The sequence below is a fragment of the Pontibacter sp. HSC-36F09 genome, assembly GCF_024171605.1.
Lineage (GTDB): Bacteria > Bacteroidota > Bacteroidia > Cytophagales > Hymenobacteraceae > Pontibacter.
Genome location: NZ_JALKAA010000001.1, coordinates 1,187,964 through 1,210,166, shown reverse-complemented (window position 1 = coordinate 1,210,166; position 22,203 = coordinate 1,187,964). Strand labels below are relative to the sequence as shown.

The window sequence follows — 22,203 nt, the reverse complement described above, 5'->3', positions numbered from 1 at the left end:
TCATATAGCTTTTAACTGGTAGCTGGACTTTGATTTAAACATGCAAATGCCTAAACTTAGTTACCTAAACTAAACTTCTCTAAACCTTAACTTAAAAGAACTTGAAAAGACGTCATTTTATCGAGCTATCGGCGCTCGGGTTTGGTGGGCTCATGCTGCCTTCCATACCTGTTTTCGGCGATATCATCTCACCCGAGAGAGCGCTGGAACAGGTGGACCCTGCCCTGAAAAAGCGATTGGCAGATGTAGCTTTGAATACAGCCAAGTCAAGCGGCGCTTCCTACGCCGACGTGCGTATAGGCCGCTACCTGCAACAATATGTTTTCACGCGTGAGAAGCAGGTGCAGAACATCGTAAACGCCGAGTCATACGGCGTGGGCGTACGGGTGCTGGCCAACGGCACCTGGGGCTTTGCCGCCACCTCCGACGTGAGTGATAAAGGTATAGCCAAGGCCGCTCAGGAGGCTGTGGCTATCGCCAAGGCCAACGCCAAGCTGCAGAAAGAGCCAGTAAGACTGGCGCCGGTGAAGAGCTATGGCGAAGTGAGCTGGAAAACGCCGATCGAGAAAAACTCCTTTGAAGTGCCGATCAACGAGAAAGCCGACCTGCTGTTGGCCGCCAACGCCAAGGCCATGGAGAACGGGGCCAGCTTCGTGAACTCGGCGCTGTTCCAGGTAAACGAGCAGAAGTATTTTGCCTCTACAGACGGCTCTTACATCGACCAGGACATCCACCGCATCTGGCCAAACTTTACGGTAACGGCTGTGGACAAAGCAAGTGGTAAGTTCAGAACCCGTGAGGCCCTGAGCGCCCCGATGGGGATGGGCTGGGAGTATATGGTGCCAAAAGCAAGCGAAAAGATCAATGGGCCGCAAGGTACAGGCCTGGTAGGCTACCGCTACGCTTACGATATGCTCGAAGACGCCGCCCTGGCCGCTAAACAAGCTAAAGAAAAACTAACCGCCAAGTCAGTCGCCGCCGGTAAGTACGACCTTATCCTGGACCCGAACCACCTCGGCCTGACCATACACGAATCAGTGGGTCACCCGCTGGAGCTCGACCGTGTACTAGGCTACGAAGCCAACTACGCTGGCACTTCTTTCGCCACTCTCGACAAGTGGAAATCCAAGAACTTCAAATACGGTTCTGACAAGGTGCACATCTTCGCTGACAAGACCCAGAAGGGCTCGCTTGGCCTGGTAGGTTGGGATGATGAAGGCGTGAAAACCAAGCAGTGGGACCTGATCAAAGACGGTGTGCTGGTGAACTACCAGGCCATCCGCGACCAGGCGCACATCATCAACGAGCCGGAATCGCATGGCTGCTGCTATGCTGACAACTGGAGCTCGGTGCAGTTCCAGCGCATGCCGAACGTATCACTGTCGCCGGGCAAGCAAAAGATGAACGTGGACCAACTCATTTCAGGCGTCGACAAGGGCATCTACATCGCCGGACGTGGTTCTTATTCCATAGACCAGCAGCGCTACAACTTCCAGTTTGGCGGCACGGTGTTCTACGAGATCAGCAAAGGCAAGATTGTAGGTATGCTGGAAGATGTGGCCTACCAGAGCAACACGCAAGAGTTCTGGAACTCCTGCGCAGGCTCATGCGACGAAAGCGACTACCGCCTGTTTGGTTCGTTCTTCGACGGCAAAGGCCAGCCAAGCCAGGTAAGCGCAGTATCGCACGGCTCTGCCCACACACGCTTTAATGGCGTGAACGTGATCAATACGGCTCGTAAAATCTAAATTAGTTAAGCGTTAAAAGTTGTGAGTTAAGCGGCCATACATGTGCCCTTACTCAGCGATAAGCCTTGCTGACAGGTATAGCTGACCTATATCTTCCGCCGCTTATCAACTTTTAACTCTGAACTCATAACTCTTAACTAAAAAACACATGGCAATATATACAAGAGAACAAGCAGAAGCCTTACTCAAAAAGGCGCTGGCTTACTCAAAAGCCGATGAGTGTGAGGTCACGCTGAGCGGCAACAATGGTGGCAATATCCGCTATGCTCGTAACGAGGTGTCCACCAGTGGGGCAGACGAAAACGTGGCCTTGTCGGTAGAGTCGCGCTTCGGGAAAAAATCCGGCGTAGCTACCATCAACGAGTTTGACGATGCCTCTTTGGAGAAAGTGGTGCGCCGCGCCGAGGAGATCGCGCGCATTGCACCGGAAAGCCCCGAGTATGTGCCCATGCTGGGACCGCAGAAGTACATCACCACGAAAGCGCACTTTGACTCCACTGCCAAAATAGACGCCGCCTACCGTGCCGACGCTGCTGCCAAAAGTATAAAAGCAGCAGCCGACAAAGGTCTGACTGCCGCGGGCTTTCTGGAGCACTCGACCAGCTTTATGGCGCGACTCAACTCCAAAGGCCTTTTTGCCTATCACCCGTCCACGGTAGTCGATTTCTCGGTGACCATGCGTACTGAGGATGGCACCGGCTCTGGCTATGTGACACAGGACTTCAGCGACGTAAGCAAGCTCGACACAGGCGCTGCTTCCCAGATCGCAGCCAGCAAAGCGGTAAACTCCCGCAACGCCAAAGCCCTGGAGCCGGGCAAGTATACCGTCATCCTGGAACCGGCTGCTTCTATTGACCTGCTTCAGAACATGTTCCGCAACATGGACCAGCGCAATGCCGAAGAAGGTCGTAGCTTCCTGAGCAAGCCAGGCGGCAAGACCAAACTGGGCGAGAAGCTGGTTGACGAGCGCATCACGGTTTACTCTGACCCGACACACCCTGAAATTCCGTCTGCTCCGTTTGCCGGCGATGGCCGTCCGCGCGAGAAGACCACTTGGGTTGAGAAAGGCGTGATCAAGAACCTGTACAACTCTCGTTTCTGGGCTGAGAAAACTGGTGCCAAATCCATACCGAGCCCAGGCGGCATGGTGATGGAAGGCGGCAACCAGACACTGGAAGACATGATCAAGAGCACCAAACGCGGCATCTTGGTAACACGCCTGTGGTACATCCGTTCCGTAGACCCGCAAACGCTGCTCTACACCGGACTTACCCGCGACGGTACCTTCTACATCGAGAACGGCAAAATCCAGTATCCGGTGAAGAACTTCCGTTTCAACGAGAGTCCGATCATCATGCTCAACAACCTGGAGGCTTTAGGTCGTCCGCAGCGCATCAACGGTAACCTCGTACCGCCGATGAAGATCCGCGACTTCACCTTCACCAGCTTGTCTGACGCGGTGTAGTCACTAAAGCTTATACCTTGAATGCCGTATGCAGCGCTTTGTGTACGGCATTCATTTTAACAGCAATAATTTATGCCAACTATACTTCGGATATTTGGATACAGATTTTTCTTCTTCAGCAATGAAGGGAATGAGCCACCACACATACATGTCGAGAAGGCAGAAGCTTATGCTAAGTATTGGTTGGAACCAGTTGAGCTATCAGGTTCTTATGCTTTCAATGCGAAAGAGCTCAACGAGCTCCGTAAATTAGTGATTAGTAATAAAGCGCTCTTTGAGCACAAATGGCATGAGTATTTTAGCTAAGAAATCTACACCGCAGGCACAGAAAATTTGGTTTACAGACGCCAAAATGTATGTACTATTGACCGACGGTCGTGAATTAGGTATACCATTAGAATGGTTTCCCAGACTGCGTGATGCATCTGAAAGTGAACGTATGAACTGGCGCTTAATTGGCGGAGGGATAGGTATACACTGGGAAGACATAGACGAGGACCTATCCGTAGCAGGGCTGCTGTAAGCAACTTATAACTCTTAACCCTTACTCTTCAAGTGCAACCTTTCACCTTCGTCCGACTGCAGTATCGTTCCGGCAACTGGGATACCGACCCACGTATGCCGAGCAATCTGTTGCATTCGCTCATCGAGTATACCACGGTGAAGGTGAACGAGCAGGAGAAAATTATACCTTTAGACAGTGCCGAGCTGTTCAACTACCCCTTTAGCTACATGAGTGGCCACCGGCTGGTGCAGTTCAACCAAAAGGAGCGACAGAATTTTGAGACGTATGTGCGCAACGGCGGCTTCGTATTTGTAGACGATTGCAACCACGACATCGACGGGCTTTTTGCCAGATCGTTTGAGGAGCAGATGAAGCAGATTTTCGGGCAGGCTGCGCTGAAGAAGATACCCAACAACCACAAGCTCTACCGCAGTTTCTTCACTTTCGACGATGGTCCGCCTACTACGTCATTCGAGCTCAACGGCTGGGGCGACGACCTGGTACACGACTACCTGAAAGCGATTGAAATCAATGGTAGAATTGCAGTACTCTACAGTAACAAAGACTACGGATGCGAGTGGGATTACGACTTTCGGAACAAGCGGTGGTTAGCGGAAGACAATACCAAGTTTGGCGTCAACATCATCATGTATGCGCTGACGAGTTAAGTTGTCTGAATTAGGATTAACAGGACTGTTTTGCACGATTTAACATACCCCTGCCCCTCTCAAGAGGGGAGTTTCTGCTACTGCCAGTTTGTAGGTATAGCTTCATAGCAAATACCACTGGCAGGTATAGCAAGACTAACTTGCACCCAGACTACGAAGGTATAGCCTCAGCCAGGTGCACTCTTGACGATTTTGTGTTTGAGCGGTCAGCGAGTTTAAAAGCGTCTTGATTTTTTTGCTTACTTTTTTCATCAAGGAAAAAAGTAAGGCCCGCCCGGCCAGGGCAAGCGATAGAACAAAGCAAGTTGCTATACCAGCTACAGCCATTGCTATAACAACACAAGTCATTAACCCATTAAACAGTGACTGAACAAGACATCAACCAACTCCTCGGCAAGCTGCCACAGCTCAAGCAGGAGATACAGAAAGTAATTGTTGGGCAGGAGGAAGTGCTCGACGAGGTGCTCATTACGCTGCTGGCGGGCGGTCATGGCTTGCTCGAAGGAGTACCAGGTTTGGCGAAAACCTTGCTGGTTCGCACTTTATCCAATGCCATGGACCTGAGTTTCCGCCGCATCCAGTTCACGCCTGACTTAATGCCAACCGACATTCTCGGCACCGAGGTGCTGGAAGAGGACCACGCCACGGGCAAGCGCTTCTTCAAGTTCAACGAAGGACCAATCTTCGCTAATATTGTGTTGGCCGACGAGATCAACAGGACGCCGCCCAAAACGCAGGCAGCACTGCTGGAAGCCATGCAGGAGTACGAAGTGACTTACGCGGGCACTACCTATACCTTGCCGAAGCCTTTCTTCCTGCTGGCAACCCAAAACCCGATCGAGCAAGCCGGCACCTACCCGCTTCCTGAGGCCCAACTCGACCGTTTTCTGCTCTACATCAAAATAAAATACCCGACCGAACTGGAGGAGTTGAACATCCTCACCAGCACCACCGGCACCCGGCAGTCACAGGTATATCCGGCCATTTCGGGCGAGGAAATACTGCAACTGCGGCAACTTGTGCGGGAAGTGAGCATCAGTGATGATCTGCTAACCTACGTGAACCAACTGGTGCGTGCCACCCGTCCCGACACAACTTCGAGCGAACACATTAAAAGCTATGTGCGCTGGGGAGCGGGTCCGAGAGCGGGGCAGGCGCTTATCCTGACATCCAAAGCAAGGGCTTTGCTGCAGGGCCGCTTTGCCGTAACCGCTGCCGATGTGCAAACCATGGCCTATCCGGTGTTGCGCCACCGCATACTGGTCAACTTTACAGCCGAGGCCGAGCGCATCTCTCCAGACAAAGTGGTAGAAGAGTTGCTCCGCCACATTGAACTGCCTAAAGCGGTGCTGGTATAGGTATAGCAGTATTGAGCCTCCTGCTGCCGAAGTAGCATGAGCACTGGTTACGACAGCTCCACATGGCAAAAACTGAAAACAAATGGAAGAAATAGAAAACGTGAAACTAACAGAGTCAGGCACACAACTCCTGAAAAGGATTGTAGGAGAGCGAATCTGTTATTTCTTCACTGACAATATAAAAATACAGGCTACCGGGGGAAAGGTTACCTACTGGGCGTCTGAATTTGCCATCGGCTTAACCAAAAACAAACAGGACCACCGCTTTATCAACATCAGTGCTGACTACAAACTGACGCCCCGTTCGTCTACAACGTTTTACGAGTTTGCAATAGAGGAAAGCCGGATGCCACTCCGCTGCGAAAAACTGCTCCAATCAGGTCAGCACTCCGAGATACGCGTGTTATCAACCCCGGTATTGTTGATCGAGGTATACCAGGACTGGAACCAGGAAATGGACGAGGCCATTCACTACGACGCAGCCATTGTGCTGTATACCGACTCGCAGAAGTACATGCTGAAAGTGCGTAAAGAATTGATCGGCGGCGTGGATATTATATTGGATGAAGCCACGATAGAAGCAGAATTAGTCGATCTGAAACTACGCCAGAGTTTGGTTTAACAGCAGCATTTCATGTCACAAACAGGGCATAAGTTTATCGACCCCAAGATTTTGGCCACGATCAAGGACCTGCCACTGCTGGCTAAAACGGTAGTGGAAGGATTTCTGAGCGGCCAGAACCAGAGCATCCGGCGGGGAGCCGGACTGGAGTTCAGCCAGTACCGCAGCTACCAGCCCGGCGACGACCTGCGCCAGCTCGACTGGAAAATGTTTGCCCGCTCCGACCGCTACTACATCCGGGAAGCCGAAGTAGACACCAACATCACCGTGCGCTTTATTGTGGACGGCAGTGCTTCGATGGCGCATGAGGACGAGAACGGGCTCACCAAAATGGACTATGCCCGTTTTCTGGTGGCCTCACTCGCATACCTGGCCACTACCCAGGGCGATGCGGTGGGTTTGTATGTGTTGCATGAGCAGCAGCTGATCAACCTGACACCCCGCTCCGACAATATGCACCTGCAACGCTTCTGGCACCAGCTGGCCGAGATCAAACCCAGCGGGCGCTTCCCAAATGCTGAGACAGCCGCCAATATGTTCTCGGGTCGCCGGCAGAAGGAGCTGACTGTATTTGTGACCGACCTGTATGAGCACGAGCATGAGATAACAGACCTGCTTTACAAACTTGGTGCACAGCGGCACGAGTTATTATTATGTCACTTGATGAGCCGCAATGAGCTGGATTTTAAGTTTGAAGGCACGCTGACGTTCGAGGATCTGGAAACGGGCCAGACCATGCAGGTAGGGACTGCCGAGCAGCGCAAGACATACCTGACCAAGCTGCAGGACTGGCTCCAGCAAACCGAAAAAACCATGCGCAACCGCCAGATTACCTACGACCGCTTCGTGACCGATGAGCCGCTGGACAAGGCACTGCGGGCTTTTTTGAAGAACAGACTGATTATGAGTTAGTGATTTGGTGAATGAGTGATTGAGTGAATGTAGAAAACGATGAAAGATAACTTTTCCGGACATGCGGCAGACTACGCCAGGTATAGGCCCACATACCCGCAGGAGCTGATTGCGCATCTGGCAGGTATAGCGCCGGCCCGGCAGCTGGCTTGGGATTGTGCGACAGGCAATGGGCAGGTAGCCGGTATGTTGGCCCCGCTCTTTAACCAGGTGGTGGCTACTGATATCAGCGAGAATCAGCTGAAGAATGCTATGCAGTTGCCCAACGTTAGCTACAGAGTAGAGCAGGCCGAGCAATCCTCGCTGACTGACCAGTCTGTAGACCTGATCGTGGTGGCGCAGGCGGTGCACTGGTTCGATTTCGATCAATTTTATCAGGAAGTGAAGCGGGTACTTAAGCCCGAGGGGGTGATCGCTGTGATCGGGTATGGCCTTCTTAAAACGCATCCTGCTCTGGATAAGGTAATAGAACATTTTTACAGCGATGTACTCGACGGTTACTGGGATCCGGAGCGTAATTACCTTGACGAGGGCTACCGCACTATTCCGTTTCCTTTTGAGGAGATTGTGTTGCCAAAATTCAGCAGTAGCTATACCTGGACACCCGACGACCTGATCGGTTACCTGAACACCTGGTCGGCGGTGAAACATTACGAGAAGCAGCAAGGCCACAACCCTGTCCAGCAGGTAGAGCAGCAACTCCGTGAGGCTTTTGAAGGCGAGTCTGCCACTGTTACATTCGAGATTCTAACCAGAGTAGGCAAAATACACCATTCCTAAACTCTCAAATTCTTAAACTCCCTTGACTTTCCTCTCCCCATATTGGCTTTTGGCAGCGTCGGCGATACTGGTCCCGATCGCAATCCACCTGTGGAACAGGCGACAGGGGAAGACTGTGAAGGTGGGAAGCCTGCGCTGGTTGGAGCCATCGGCGAGCAAACGCTGGAGCAGTATTAAGTTGAACGACGTATGGCTTCTGCTGCTGCGATGCTGCATCCTTTTACTCTTGGCAGGAGCTTTGGCAAAACCGGTATGGGAAGGAAGCCCGACAACACAGCAGACCAAGAAAGCTGTGTTCATCAGCCAGGAATTGCTGTATAGCGCTGCCCTCCGCGACATTAAACCGACGGTGGATGCCCTGTTACAACGCGGCTATACCTTGCACCGCTATACCCCGAACTTTGAGGCTATACCTGCAGAAGCCTGGCCGGCGCTTAGTAGCAACCCGATAGACTCTGTTGTGAGTAGTGGCAATCACTGGGGCTTACTGCCCGCTCTGGCACAACGGTATGACCAGCAGCAGGATAGCGTCTGGCTTTTCACCTCCGACCAACAGCGGCACTTTCAGGGTTCGCCAACCACACTGCAGGAGAATATCCGCTGGGTACCGGTGGCACTGGTAAGCACCACCAACTGGGTACAGGCCGCTTATACCTTGCGCTCTGATAGTCTCTTATTGATCTCGGGCCAAAGCAATCGCGAAGGCACTAAATTTAATGCTACCAAAGTGGCTGCTATTGCTAGGGAGACGAATATCAACGGCAGTCTGGTTAGTTTGGGTATGCAGGGAGATTCTCTTACAGCACAATGGGGCAACAGCGCCTCGCAAACGGTAGCTATTCGGAATAAACCACTCCGCATAGGTATAGCCCACGACGAAGCGCAACAAAAAGAGGTGCAGTATCTTCAGGCAGCCGTGCAGGCGATCAGTCGCTATACAGGTATACCCATTGAAACGCACCTGATCACTTCCGCCGACCAACCCGACACTTCTGCCAACTGGTTATTCTGGCTGAGTAGTGGAGAAGCACCAGACTCTTGGCTAGAGCAGGTGCAGGAAAAAGGCAGCAAACTGTGGGTGCAGCCAGCTTCGGAGCCTGAGCCTATTACTGCGCAGTTGGCTTCGGCAGGTATAGAGAAGATCAGGATAAAGCAGCTCTCTGCAGGTATAGCGAACAGCAAGGCAGGTGTAAATCTAAGCGAAGCGAGTATCGTGTGGCAGACTTCCGTTGGAGAACCCCTGCTTTTTATGGAGCAGTTTGGTTTGGGAAAGGTTTATCATTTCAGAAGCGCATTTGGTCCGGCCTGGAGCCAACTGGGGCAGAGTGCGCAGCTGCCGGAACTTTTGCTGCCTTTGCTTTTGCCACAGCCAGCCGCCAGCCGGTACGATGCCCGGGCTTTGGATGAAACACAACTGAAGTCAACCGTAACCCAGCCGGTCAGCATAAAAGACAAGTCGGAAAAACAACAGTTTAGCCTGATACCTTGGCTGATATTGCTGGCTTTTCTGTTATTTATAGCAGAGCGATTGATCACCAGTAAACGAAAAACCACCTGATGCAGAACAGCCTCCATACCTTGCAGCGTATCCGCCGGGAGTACATCCGGGCGAAGGGTTGGCTGTATACCTTGCAGGCGCTGGCTGTGGCCTTGGTGGGTGCTGCCATCCTGTATAAATGGCGACTGGAGGTGCCTTTGCTGGCTGGTTTGGCTATCCTGACAATTGTAGCCGCTTTGGTATACCTGATTTGGGCATGGCGCAGCGTCCAAAAGACTACCCTGCAGCAGGTGGCCCGCCACCTTAATCGCACCTATCCGCAGCTCGAGGATAGCGCTGGACTTTTGCTTCGTCCTACTCCTGAACTCAACTTACTAGAGCGCCTGCAGCAGCAACGAGTGGCTAGCCAGATGCAGACCGCTATACCTGAAAAGCAGTCGGTTTTTCACCTGCACAAGAGGCCAACTTATGTTGCCTTAGGTATAGCCGTGCTCGTAGCAGCAGGTATAGCCGCACTGCCGGCCACCTCGGTGGCCGACGCCACAACAACCGCTCCTCTGCAACTCGACTTCCCCGACGCACCCGCAGCAGTGGCCGATACCGCTGTTACGATTGAGGAAATAAAGATCACTGTCACGCCGCCTGCCTACACCCGCCGCAAAGCCTATCAGGCCGAGCAGCCTAACCTGCGGGTGGAGCAGGGTGCCCGAGTGACGTGGCGCATCAAGACAAACCGCCCAGCCCGAAGTCTAACACTGGTGCTCAGCGAGGGAAAACCCATGGCGCTCTCCTCGCAAAATAGCGGCTATACCTTGTCGCGTACTTTTACAGAACCGGCGCTCTATCACATTGCTGTTAACGGACAAAAATCTGCTTACTATACCCTGGAGATTATACCTGACGAAGCCCCGACCATCCAGATCACGAAGCCGGAGCAGTACACGGAGATTCTGTTCGGCGACCCGCAACGTGTAACCATCCGGGCAGAATTATCAGACGACTACGGCCTGCGCGATGCGAATATGATTGCTACCGTGGCCAAAGGCTCGGGCGAGGCCGTGAAATTCAGGGAAGAGAAAATGAGCATTGGCTTTAGCGGGCAGCGTCGCAATTTCAGTGTGAACAAAACGATTGACCTGCAAAAGCTGGGCATGACCTACGGCGACGAGCTTTATTTTTATGTGCAGGCCTGGGACAATCACCGCGGATACACCCGCTCCGAGACCTATTTTGTGCAGATCGAGGACACGACCATTGTGGAGAGTATGGATGACCTGACCATGGGTGTGAATCCCGTACCAGAGTATTTCCGCAGTCAGCGCCAGATCATCATCGACACCGAAAAGCTGATCAAAGAACAAAAGACACTGAGCCGGGCTGTATTTGAAGAGCGCGGCAACAACCTGGGTGTGGACCAGAAGCTTTTGCGGCTGCGTTATGGTAAATTTCTGGGTGAGGAGTTCGAGTCAGGTATAGGTCCGGGCGGCGGTATACCCGAGAGCGAAGAAGGTCACGGAGAAGAAGAGCATTTTGCAGGCGACGGGCACGATCATCCGGAGTTTGAGGACGAGACCAGTGTAGAGGCCTTGCTCGACCCTTACCTGCACAAGCACGATCAGGAGGAGGCTGCCACTTTCTTTGAGCCTGCCGTGAAAGCGAAACTGAAAGGAGCACTGGCCCAAATGTGGGAAGCCGAGCTGCGGCTCCGCACCCATCGTCCGAAGGAAGCCTTGCCTTACGAGTACAAGGCCCTGCGCATGCTCAAGGAGGTACAGCAAAGCACCCGCGCCTACGCCGCTAAAACCGGTTTCGACGCGCCGCCGCTCAAAGAACCCGAAAAACGCCTGACAGGCGACCTGAGCAAAATAAAAGCCCCGACGGAGCGCCGAACGATAGAAGCCGAAACCAAACTTCCTGACACGCGACAGGCGCTGCAGTGGCTGGAGGAGCAAAAGCAGGGCAACAGGTATAGCCAGCAGGATGTGGCGCTACTGGAGCGGGCCGGGCAGGAACTGGCACAGGAGGCACTGACCAAACCTGGTCGCTACCTCCGCGCCATGCAAGACCTGCGCACTTTGATCGCCGACATCAACGCCAACCGTCCGCTTTGTTCTAATTGTTTGATAACGGTAGAACGGGCGTGGTACGAGCTTTTGCCACCAGCCAAGCCAGCGCCGCAGAAGCAGGGCACGACGAGGAGCAGGCTGGCAAAAAGTTATCTGGAGGAGTTGGAAGATTAATTAACCGGCAAAACTCACACTTAGCAGTAGAACCTGAAACTATAAAATGAGAAAATCTCTAATCACCATTTGCAGTGCGTTTTTCTTTATTTCTGGCTGCAATGATAACAAGCAACTCACCACAGAAAGCGTGGAACAAGCTCCTATTGTTGAAGAGAAGCAGTTATCCATATTAAATTACAAGACTGACTTTAAGTTTTCGGATTTAGACAGCTTCGCCATCGACTCTTTTAACTGGGAAAACCGAATAGGACAGTACAAGGAGCTCGACAGCACCAACTTTAAGCTAGTCTGGCAAAAGAGTGATAGGGTCTTCAATGGTACAGATTACGACCGCGACTATTTCTATTCGTGGCAGAACAGAAACCCAAATCTTATGGAGTTTACAGTTTTAACTCAGGATGAGAGCAGCTACTGTGACCTGCTACACTATCTGATTTATGATAAAAACGGAAAGGCCATTGATAGCTTTGTAGCGGCTGCCGGTTGCGGCGACGGTGGCTGGGGCCTGTACTCTTATGGTAAGTTTATTTCCGAAGACACCTACGAAGAAATAATGGTTGAAACCGAAATGGTAGAGATCGATTCAGTTACTAATACAGAAGTTGTGGAGGGCGACTCCACAGTTACACATTATCTAATCGCAACTGATGGACGAGTAACTAAAAAAGAGATTTCGAAAACTCCTATACGACGAATCTATAACTAGAGCCGCTATCCGTTCGATAGGTCACAGCCAACAATTAACCCCAACATTATCAATCCTGAAATTTTTTTAATCCTGATTCAGACAAATGACACCATACCTCCCATACCTCCTTGCAATTCCAGCTGTGTTTCTGCTCGGTTGGCTTGCGGGGCGACGGCCTGACCGCAGGCGGCTGGTATGGCGACTGTTGGCCAGCGCGGTGGCAGGCATAAGTCTGGTGCTGTTGCTTTTCCCACCAACTTACCAGCGGGCACTCGATCCGGGCACCGCTATTTTGCTGACTAATGGATATGAGGCTGATACATTGGATGCTTTGCTTGCCAGCATGGAGCCCAAGCCGCTGGTCTATACCTACAAAACCGAAGCTTCAAAATCAACCACCATACCTGACTTGTATACCTTCCGGCAAGAGCAGCCACAGGTACAAACTGTGCATGTGCTGGGTCATGGTGTCACGAAGCAGGAACTACAGGCAATGCAAAACATTACTGTGGTTCCGCATCTATCCGACATTCCCACAGGTATAACGACTGTCACATGGCCGGAAATAATTACGCTGGGAGAGCAGGTTACAGTAGCGGGCAGATATAGCCAGGCAGGCAACCAACCGACTACGCTATACCTGCAGGCAGCAGGGCAAGCGCAGGATTCTGTTACTTTAAAGGAAGCCGGTCAGCAAACTCTCCAGCTGCGCTATACCCCGAAGCAGGAAGGCCGCTATACCTATACCTTGGTTGCGAAATCAGGAGACAAAGTAGATACGCTGGGCATGATACCCGTGAAAGTAGACACTGCCGCCAAACTCGCCGTGTTGCTGGTGTCGTCATTCCCGCTGTTCGAATTTAAGTTTCTGAAAAACCACCTCGGTCAGTTACAGCACAAAGTGGCCTTGCGCAGTACGGTTAGCAAAGGGATGTACCAGAGCGAATGGTTGAACATGTCGCAAACCGACCTAAGCCGTATCACGCCCAAATTATTGCAGCAATTTGATGTGGTGATCATAGAACCGCAGGCTTTGCAGGAGATTAGTAGCGCTGAGCGGGCTACCCTGCAGCGGGCTGTTACCGAGGACGGATTGGGTGTTCTGACCGTTGCCGGTGAACAACTGGGCAACCGTACCACAGCCTTCTTTACCAATTTCCAAAGCAAACGCCTCTCGCAGCAGGACACCCGCAGTGCCCGCGCCAACTGGACAAACGGCACCACAGCCACGGCTATACCTGTGTCGCCTTATACCCTGGTGAGCAGCGAGGCCGTAACGGGGCTGATAGAAGAACAAAGTAACAACCTTTTGGCAGCGGGCAGAAAAGCAGGCTGGGGCACGGTGGCGCTGTCGGTGGTGCCGCAAACGTTCAGCTGGCAACTCGAAGGCAAGCAAAACACCTACGCCAGCTACTGGGCACATTTGCTTTCGTCGGTAGCCAGGCGCGAGGTACAGGATAAATTCTGGCAGATTACCAACCCGCAAGTGCCGCAGGTTCTCCAGCCGGTCACACTCAAACTCACTGACTATACCCTGATCGAAGCCTCTGCTATACCTGTGGCAACCGTCCGTAGTACAGCCGACACAACACAAACAGGTATAGCGCTACAACAAAGCGTTCATCAGCCAGAGGTATACGAAGGCACTTTCTGGCCGCGCCGTTTGGGCTGGCATGTGGTGGAGTCAGCAGGTATAGAGCCGTTTTATTTTCTGGTGCAGGATACTTCGGCTTGGCGACATCAGGCTGTTCAGGAAAAACGGGAAGCGACTATGCGGTTTGCCTCGCAGCAACGAGACGCGGAAGTAACAAGCGCGAAGGCCTATGCACAAGAGCAGATCCAGGCGATCTGGTTTTTCTTGCTCTTCGTGCTCAGCAGCGGGTTTTTGTGGCTGGAGGAAAAGCTGTAAACGCTCTTCTGATCTTGGGTCTTGTGTAAACTGTATTGCTGCAGGCCATATTGACTATTTATCTTTCGACAGGTAGCGCCTTCGCGGCAAAGGTATCTAGCAGCTGAATCAGGTCAGGTATACATTCCAGGTTCAAGGTATGGCCTACGTGGAGCAGAATCTCCAGCTCACCGTGGGGCAGCGACTGGTACATAGCCCGACCCATTTCCGGGGTACAAAGCATGTCTTCTTCGCCGTGCACCACCAGCACCGGCACCTGCACTTTCTTCAATTCTTCGAGGTAATTGCCGCTTTCTTCGGTGGCGCGCACCAGTTTGAGCAGTCGTTCCGGGGTAGGACTCTGGCTCGTTTTGCTGTTTTTGAGGTTCTCTATCGTGATGATCGGGTTCAGGAAATAGCTGCGGCCCAGCACAAAAGGCAGCATCACCTCGAGCATCAGCGGGTAGCCACCTGCCAGCAAAGCCTGTTTCCAGCTGGCCCCAATGGCGTCGAAGTAAGCGTCTTTGTATGGGAAAGTAGACAGCAGCACCCCCCGCTGCACCAGCTCCGGATGATTGACCAGAAAACGCTGCGCCACCGCTCCCCCGTAAGATATACCGACCAGTATCGTGTCGGCAGGCAATTGCAAGTTCCTGAGCAGATCGGCCAGGTCAGCAGAGTGTTCTTCGAAGCTGCGGTGCTCCGGCGCTTCATCCGACTGCCCCTGAAACAGCAAATCTACCAGTACCAGTCTGTATTTTTTGCCCAGCGCATGCACCAGCCCCGCCCAGGCCGCCGTCGACTGCGACAATCCGTTCAGGAAAACCATGGCCTGCGTGGCGTCAGCGTTTCCGTGCAGTTCGTAGTGTAGTTCCAGTCCGTCTGGTAGGCGATGTCGCATAGGTTATTTTGATTTTAAGGTATAGCGGGGATGGGTAAATCTAATCGAAAATTATGAAAGGCGCCGTTTGAGGTATAGCCAAATCGTATCTCTATCAGGTGCAGGCACAAATTTTCGTGGTCAACTTCTTATGAAAACCCGTTATCTATGCCCAGACTACTCGCCCTGCAGGTATAACTTGTGGGCTTTCTCTAAGCCAGTTGGCAACCGACCTATACCTCATGCTCCTTGGCCATCGCTCTTTTGAATTTCCTAATCCCCGTGCCATATAATGCGGATCATAAATCCTCGACAGTTAGATTTCGGATTGATAAATCCGAAATAGCATTTGGTGCGGCGCCAGAGCACAAATGCTAGCAGCCAAAGTCCGCCAGACAGCGCACTTTCGAGGTACACGAGAAAGGACTTAACAGATCTCGCCTTCCAACTGCAAAGACTTATCGGTTGTCTGTTCAGGTATAGCCAGCGGCACTGTAAAGTAAAAGCGACTACCCTGTCCCAATGCTGTCTCGACCTGTATTTTGCCTCCGTGCCGCTCCACAAAATCGCGGCAAAGCAACAGCCCCAGGCCTGTACCTTTTTCGTTCACGGTGCCTTTGGTCGCCATGGCGGGCGTTTCCAGCTTAAACAGCGTTGCCAGTACGTCCGGACTAACACCGGTTCCCTGGTCTGTCACGGCAATGGTCGCCATGTTGTCGGGACCTTTTTCAGCGTCTATTTTTATAAGTCCGCCCGGGTACGAGAATTTAATGGCGTTGTGCAACAGGTTGCGCACCACGAAGTCGAGCATGTGGGCATCGGCACGAACCTGCAACGTAGGCACTACCTGCACCTGCCAGGTAATCTGTTTTGTATCGGCTGTGTCATTCAGCAAAGCCACGTTGCGGTTCACCAGTTCCTCCAATGTCAGCACTTCCGGTTCAAAGCGCACATGATGCCCCGAGGCCGTTTGAGCCGTCGACCACTGCAGCAGGTTTTCGAGCAGGGCCTGCAAATTGCGCACCGATACCTGCGTATGCGTGGCCAGTTTCTGCATCTGGTCCGGCTTCATCTTGTCCGAGAAGTTGACAAGTATGTTCAAAAAAGACTCCAGGGTGGCCAGTGGCGTGCGGATGTCGTGCGAGATGATGGAGAAGAAACGGTCCTTGAAGTAGTTGAGCCGGCGCAGCTTGTGCTCCGAAGCCTTGAGTTTGCGCACCGTATCCTTGAGTTCCTGCGTACGATGTCGGAGAGCTGCCGTGCGGTTAGCCACCATCACCTCCAACTCGTTCTTCTGTTGCTCTATCAGCAGTTTTCGCTCCGTTTCTTTTTCGCGCTCGAGTCGCTCCTTTTCGAGCACCCTGGCGTTGAGCTCGCTTGTTACGGTATTCAGCCTGTAGGCCAGACCGAGCGAGAAGAGCACCACCTGCGCGACCATACCTACCTGCGCTGCATACACCGTAACGAGATTGTCCGGTACTAAATGGTTCTCTTTCAGGATGAACAGCAAGGCTCCTACCACAAAAAACACATTGGCGATCAGGAAATAAAGGGCCGGCCTATACCCTTGTCGCAGCGATTGGATACTGGTCAACACCATGGCCACCAGCACCAACCCACCAATTATCCCGATCAGACTCACGCAGGCCTGCAACAGGTCGAGCGGTGTGAGGTACGACAACAGGCCCATTCCTACCGGCAGCATGTACAGCAGCGCCAGCAACGTAAGCGCCTTGTCCCAGACAGGCATGGTGCGTTGGGTATTGAGGTAGTGGCGCGTGAACAGTACCCGGAACAAGCCGTTGAACGTGACGATAAACGGAAAACTGTGCGCATTCCAGAGCGGAGAGTTAGGCCAGAGCAGCTCAATGGCAAAACCGTGGTAGAACATAAAGTACAGTCCCGTGCCCAGCAGCGCCAGCACGTAGTACAAATAACTGCGGTCGCGCACCGAGGCAAAGAGCACGAGGTTGTAGAGCGTCATCACGAGGATAATGCCGATAAATATACCCTGCCCAAAAAGCCTGTCGCTGTTAGTGGCGCTCACCTGTTCAGGCGGCAGCAATTGCAACTGCAGCGCCTGCGGCTTATAAAGGTCAATGTCGCCTTGCAGACGCAGGTATAGTGTGGTGGTGCTCTTGGACAGCAACTCCAGCCGGATATAAGGTTTGTGAGAAGGTACGTCGCGCTCCCCGATGGGCAAAAGCTGGCCTGTGCGCTTTAAGGTATAGCCTGTTTCGTTTTGCTGATAGAGCTCCAGGTGACTCCAGTCGCCGGCATAGAGCAGGCGCGTCTGTTCGCGGTTGCCGGGGTTGCGCAATACAAGCCGCACCCAATGCACCGTTTTGCCCGACTGCAGCACAGCATCGGTCTTGTTAGGTATAAATTGGTGCGTTTGAACCTGGTCAACGGTCAGTGTCGCGCCTGGGTCGTGGTATACCTGCAGTGCATCAGCTATGTGCTGTTCCGAAGCCGACACATCTACTGTATCGGGTGCCTGCGCACGGGTTTGCAGCGCCACTAACAGGAAAGGCAGCAAGGCGAACAGCCTGAAAAGGCGACGCGAAAACCAGGTATAGCAAGGCGCAAGCATACGTCAATTTACAAAATAATCTCAGTTCAGCTATACTTCGGCATGTAAGAGATTTCGCCAATGGAAACCTTTTGCTATATTGAGCTGCTATACCTCACCGATTCTACTCATACCTATACCTATGGCCCGGCTTAAATTACTGATTGCAGAAGATGATGTGGTAATCGCCCAGAACCTGTCGCTTTCGCTGGAATCGATGGGCTATGAGGTATGCCAGGCGGTAAGTTCGGGTGAGGAATTGCTCCTGCAGGTACACCAGCACCAACCGGATCTGATCATACTCGACATTACCTTGGATGGCAAGCTCGACGGCATAGAGACCGCTGCCATGTTAGCGAAGGCGACCAAAGTCCCTTTCATTTTTATGACGGCTTTCTCGGATAAGGAGACCATTGACCGCGCCAAGCAAACCAATCCGCATGCTTACCTGGTGAAGCCTTTTGACGCCCGCACCCTGCAAAGCAGCATCGAACTGGCCATACACAATGCTGGCACACGGCAGCTGCAGGCGGCACAGGTCACGGCTATACCTGCCCAGCCCACCGATATTGTAGAGGCTGACAATTTTCTGCTGCACGACGCCCTGTTCGTGAAAGTGCGCAACCGCCTCGAAAAAGTGATGCTCGAAGATATCGTCTGGGCCGAGGCGCAGGACATCTACTGTAACATCAAGACCCGCTCGCACCTGCACCTGGTCAGCCAAAGCCTGAAAAACCTGGAGCAGCGCCTCCCCGCCGGCCAGTTCATGCGCGTGCACCGCTCCTACATCGTGCAGCTCACCGCCATCGAGGCCATCGAAGATAACAACATCCTCATCGGCGGCAAACAAATCCCGATTGGCAACACCCACCGCGATGCTTTGCTGAAGCGACTGCAGATACTGTAGCGTTTAGTTAGCAGCAATTTTTAATTAATGAATAAGCTTGCTAAGCAAAAAAGGGAAAGCATCACTAGAAGAACTTCTTGGGTCGTTCTGTTTAGCTATTTGATTGGGGGCATATCAGCTTTATATGCGGGTATTCAATACAACAAGACACTAATTGACTACAAGTTACCCATGCTTATTGCGGCCATGGCGGGCACTATTTTCAGCTTGCTTACAAGCAAATACTTGAGAGAGTATAGCGGTAAAAAGTTTAGGTACTACGGGCATCTATTCTGGTCAATCCTGACTTTCGGCGGTTTTATTACCGGACTTCTATTTTTGATTAACTCCGTCTTTGGAAGGGAACAGACAGAGACATTGAAAAAGCCAATCGTGGGCGTTAGTCATGCAAGGAGGAGCGGATCTGTATATGCTGAAATTAACTTGGTTGACTATTCAAAGGACATTAGGTTTGACAGTGGTGAAAGACAACAAGTTGAAGCTGCGAACTACGTAGTTCTTACCACTCGGAAAGGGTTCTTCGGGTACAGCATCATTAAGGAAATTAGATTAACAAAAGAATAAAAGCTCCTAACAAGGTTCAATCTTAACTCTTGCTATGCGTTGAGCTTCGGCTGCACGAGCACGTTGAGGAGTTTAAGAGTCCCGGGTTCTGAGCCCAGGATGGAGGTCATGCAGGAACAGGGCGCGGGTCGTGCACCGAATAAACAATTCAACAATCAACCATTTAACCATCCCGGTGATTCACCACTCACTCATTCGAAATTTACCTCACCTCCTCCCTTACCGATTTCACCTCTAAATATTCCTGTTTGGCAAGTATAGGCTTCTGTCAATGTTTATTATTAGCTAAATTAATTCAATATTTCCTTAGTAATAATACCATCAAGCATGAATAGTATGGCATCATCGGAGCTTGTTACGGCTGGTTGGGTACTCGTACTCGCCTACGCAGGCATTATCCTGTTTTTTGTGATCCGGGGCGCTCTGCGCATCCGCTCCATCTCTGACTATGCCCTCGGCAGTGTGACTTTCTCTCCGGTTGCTGTAGGTCTGGCACTGGCTGCCTCCATGACGAGTGCCGCCACGTTCATCATCAATCCGGGTTTTGTGGCACTGTATGGCATCAGCGGCGTTATTTCCATGGCTATTGCCCTGCCTGTAGCGGCCCTGGTGTCGCTGGTGGTGCTGACCAAGGGTTTCCGCAAAATGGGTACCGCCGTGAAAGCCCAAACTATGGCCCAGTGGATGGGGCTGACCTACAAGAGTCGCGGCTATGCCATGTTCTTTGCGTTCCTGTCGCTGCTACTCATCACATTCATCGTGCTTATTTGCGTAGGACTCACCAAAGTGTTGGCCAGTGTGCTCAACCTCAACGAACTGCACGTGTGCGTCGGCATCGTGGTGTTTGTGTTCGGCTACATGATGTTCGGGGGCGCCAACTCCATGGTGTATACCAACATGATTCAGGCGGTGCTGATGCTGATTGTGGCGTTCATCCTGCTGGGCTCCGGCTACCAGCATTTCAGCGATGGCGTGCACGGCTTCCTGGACAAGCTGGCGGCTATCGACCCTTTGCTGGTATCTGCCACCAACCCGGAAAGCTTTCTCTTCCGCGATAATTTTGAGATCATCTTCTGCCAGTTCATCATCGGGGTAGCCATCGTTTGCCAGCCGCACATCATCACCAAATCGCTTTTGCTCAAGAATGAAAAGGATGTGAACCTATACCTGCTGACGGGCTTGCTGGCGCAGGGCCTTTTCTTCCTGGTGGTGTTCGCAGGCCTCTACGCCCGCCTTTCTTTCCCTGATCTGACCGTGAACGGACAACCGCTGCCAGTGGACGGCATCATGTCGGCTTATGTAGTGAAGGAGTTTCCGGTATACATGGGCTTGCTGGTTGTTATTGGACTAATCTCGGCGGGACTCTCTACTTTAGAAGGTCTCATCCAATCAATGTCCATCACCATTACCTCCGACATCCTGGCCCCGATCGTAGGCGAAAACATCACCAAAAGAGGCGTACTAGTGAATCGACTCGTGATTGTGGCGCTGGCGGCTGTCACCATCTGGCTGACATTTGACCAGTTGCAGAACCCGAACCTGAGCGTGGGCATTTTTGCGCAGAACGGGGTATACGCTTACTTCTCGGCCGCTTTCGTGCCGGTGCTCTTTGGCATGTTCCTGCGCCGTGTACCGCTGATTGCACCGGTGGCGGCGTCCATCACTTCGGTGATCGTGCATTTTGGCGTGTACTACGGTGGCCTGACTACTTACATGCAGGCACCGGTGCGCAACCCAGGTATAGCCGCCGCCCTGGCCATACTGGCCTCCGTGGCAGTAGGACTTATCTTTTACTATGCCTTCCGAAAGCCAGCTACTGAGTGGGCAACAGAAGATCCTTCACTTTTAACAGAACCGACTTATGAAAGTGAGCTCAAAAACTAAACTTATACTAGCCTCACTTGGCTTGCTATACCTGCAGACAGCCTGCCAGTCGGCTCAGCCTGCCGCCACCTCTACAGGTATAGACAAGACGACCAATACGGCAACAGCCAGCACCGAAGCGACAGCCGCTACGCCAGCTGCCGACCCCGTGTTCGAAGGGCTGAGCTACAGGTATGCAGTCAAAAAAGCGACGCTACCCAACGGCACCAAGGTAGCTTATACTGACGAAGGCAAGGGATCTGAAACGCTGATCTTCATCCACGGACTAGGCAGCTACCTACCCGCCTGGGATAAGAATGTGGCCGAACTAAGCCAGCACTACCGCTGCATCGCCATCGACCTGCCCGGCTACGGCAAGTCCGACAAAACAGGTATAACGGCAGGTATGGCTACTTATGCAGATGATGTGCTGGCCCTGATGGATACGCTGAAAATTAAACAAGCTACCTTAGTTGGACACTCCATGGGCGGGCAGATCGCCATCACGGCCGCACTGAAACAACCCCAGCGCATCAAGCATCTGATTTTGGCCGCTCCAGCAGGTATAGAAACCTTCACCGAGCAGCAAAAACAGCTCTTCAAAATGACAGTGACGCCGGAAAGTGTGCAGAAAACCACCCCGGAGCAAGTAGTAGCCAACTTTAAAGTGAACTTCCACCAGATGCCTGCCGATGCGCAATACATGATTGATGATCGGCTCAAAATGTCGCAGTCGGCTGAGTTCGGGGCATACAGCAAAGCCGTTGCTGGTAGTGTGGCCGCTATGGTCGACGAGCCGGTGTATGAGCAACTGCAGCAGGTACAGGTACCGACGTTAATCATTTTCGGCGCGCAGGATGCCCTTATACCTAACCGTTACCTCAACCCAAACCTGACCACCCAGGCCGTAGCCGAAACCGCACGCGACCGCATACCTAACAGCCAACTGGTTGTGCTGCCTGAGGCAGGGCATTTTTTGCAGTACGAACAGGCCGGGGCCTTTAACAAAGCGATCCGGGACTTTCTGAAATAGCATCTAAAA

Annotated in this window: 19 protein-coding genes; 17 read left to right on the top strand and 2 right to left on the bottom strand. The window is 52.4% G+C overall.

Translation table 11 applies throughout. The features are described from left to right. The first annotated feature begins 101 nt into the window (after positions 1–101). The 13 genes from L1278_RS05525 (at position 102) to L1278_RS05465 (ending at position 14,396) form a co-directional block, all read left to right on the top strand. Positions 102–1,748 carry a TldD/PmbA family protein gene (locus L1278_RS05525; protein ID WP_253401707.1) on the top strand — a complete coding sequence of 549 codons (1,647 nt, stop codon included), beginning with the start codon at positions 102–104 and terminating at the stop codon, positions 1,746–1,748. Positions 1,749–1,896: 148 nt separating this feature from the next. Continuing rightward, positions 1,897–3,213 carry a TldD/PmbA family protein gene (locus L1278_RS05520; RefSeq protein WP_253401705.1) on the top strand — a complete coding sequence of 439 codons (1,317 nt, stop codon included), beginning with the start codon at positions 1,897–1,899 and terminating at the stop codon, positions 3,211–3,213. 72 nt (positions 3,214–3,285) lie between these two features. Next, complete coding sequence (locus L1278_RS05515; protein WP_253401703.1) at positions 3,286–3,519, top strand: DUF4160 domain-containing protein; 234 nt, start codon at positions 3,286–3,288, stop codon at positions 3,517–3,519. Further along, complete coding sequence (locus tag L1278_RS05510) at positions 3,503–3,736, top strand: DUF2442 domain-containing protein (protein ID WP_253401701.1); 234 nt, start codon at positions 3,503–3,505, stop codon at positions 3,734–3,736. The genes L1278_RS05515 and L1278_RS05510 overlap by 17 nt, the downstream gene beginning before the upstream one ends. 32 nt (positions 3,737–3,768) lie before the next feature. Then, on the top strand, positions 3,769–4,386 hold the full coding sequence (locus L1278_RS05505) for a DUF4159 domain-containing protein (protein WP_220626879.1): 618 nt from the start codon (positions 3,769–3,771) through the stop codon (positions 4,384–4,386). Between the two features lie 362 nt (positions 4,387–4,748). Further along, the gene (locus tag L1278_RS05500) at positions 4,749–5,744 is read left to right on the top strand and encodes an AAA family ATPase (protein WP_253401699.1); all 996 of its coding nucleotides are present in this window, start codon (positions 4,749–4,751) and stop codon (positions 5,742–5,744) included. 82 nt (positions 5,745–5,826) lie between these two features. Next, positions 5,827–6,366: a hypothetical protein gene (locus L1278_RS05495; RefSeq protein WP_253401697.1), complete on the top strand. Its 540-nt coding sequence runs from the start codon at positions 5,827–5,829 to the stop codon at positions 6,364–6,366. Positions 6,367–6,378: 12 nt separating this feature from the next. Beyond that, entirely contained in the window at positions 6,379–7,278 is a 900-nt protein-coding gene (locus L1278_RS05490) for a DUF58 domain-containing protein (RefSeq protein WP_253401695.1), read from the top strand. Positions 7,279–7,317: 39 nt separating this feature from the next. Further along, positions 7,318–8,058 (top strand): class I SAM-dependent methyltransferase, encoded by a 741-nt coding sequence (locus tag L1278_RS05485; protein ID WP_253401693.1) that lies wholly within the window; start codon positions 7,318–7,320, stop codon positions 8,056–8,058. 22 nt (positions 8,059–8,080) lie between these two features. Beyond that, a complete protein-coding gene (locus L1278_RS05480; protein WP_253401691.1) occupies positions 8,081–9,616 on the top strand; it encodes a BatA domain-containing protein in 1,536 nt (511 codons plus the stop codon). Then, on the top strand, positions 9,616–11,796 hold the full coding sequence (locus tag L1278_RS05475) for a DUF4175 domain-containing protein (RefSeq protein ID WP_253401689.1): 2,181 nt from the start codon (positions 9,616–9,618) through the stop codon (positions 11,794–11,796). The genes L1278_RS05480 and L1278_RS05475 overlap by 1 nt, the downstream gene beginning before the upstream one ends. Positions 11,797–11,842: 46 nt before the next feature. Then, positions 11,843–12,505 (top strand): hypothetical protein, encoded by a 663-nt coding sequence (locus tag L1278_RS05470; RefSeq protein WP_253401687.1) that lies wholly within the window; start codon positions 11,843–11,845, stop codon positions 12,503–12,505. An 85-nt stretch (positions 12,506–12,590) separates the two neighbouring features. After that, positions 12,591–14,396, top strand: coding sequence for a hypothetical protein (locus L1278_RS05465; RefSeq protein WP_253401685.1), 1,806 nt, complete (start codon positions 12,591–12,593; stop codon positions 14,394–14,396). Positions 14,397–14,454: 58 nt separating this feature from the next. Here the strand turns inward: L1278_RS05465 and L1278_RS05460 are convergent, their stop codons facing one another. Together L1278_RS05460 and L1278_RS05455 are read right to left on the bottom strand one after the other, a co-directional pair. After that, complete coding sequence (locus L1278_RS05460) at positions 14,455–15,276, bottom strand: alpha/beta fold hydrolase (protein WP_253401683.1); 822 nt, start codon at positions 15,274–15,276, stop codon at positions 14,455–14,457. Positions 15,277–15,682: 406 nt separating this feature from the next. Then, positions 15,683–17,848 (bottom strand): sensor histidine kinase, encoded by a 2,166-nt coding sequence (locus L1278_RS05455; RefSeq protein WP_253401681.1) that lies wholly within the window; start codon positions 17,846–17,848, stop codon positions 15,683–15,685. 121 nt (positions 17,849–17,969) lie between these two features. Here L1278_RS05455 and L1278_RS05450 point away from each other — a divergent pair, with 121 nt between their 5' ends. From L1278_RS05450 to L1278_RS05435, 4 genes are all read left to right on the top strand, one after another. After that, positions 17,970–18,734, top strand: a complete 765-nt coding sequence (locus L1278_RS05450) for a LytTR family DNA-binding domain-containing protein (protein WP_253401679.1) — start codon at positions 17,970–17,972, stop codon at positions 18,732–18,734. Between the two features lie 27 nt (positions 18,735–18,761). Beyond that, positions 18,762–19,298 (top strand): hypothetical protein, encoded by a 537-nt coding sequence (locus L1278_RS05445; RefSeq protein ID WP_253401677.1) that lies wholly within the window; start codon positions 18,762–18,764, stop codon positions 19,296–19,298. Positions 19,299–19,625: 327 nt separating this feature from the next. Further along, positions 19,626–21,182, top strand: coding sequence for a sodium/pantothenate symporter (locus tag L1278_RS05440; RefSeq protein WP_253401675.1), 1,557 nt, complete (start codon positions 19,626–19,628; stop codon positions 21,180–21,182). Further along, positions 21,160–22,194, top strand: coding sequence for an alpha/beta fold hydrolase (locus tag L1278_RS05435; RefSeq protein ID WP_253401673.1), 1,035 nt, complete (start codon positions 21,160–21,162; stop codon positions 22,192–22,194). Before L1278_RS05440 ends, L1278_RS05435 begins: the two co-directional genes overlap by 23 nt. Positions 22,195–22,203 lie beyond the last annotated feature (9 nt).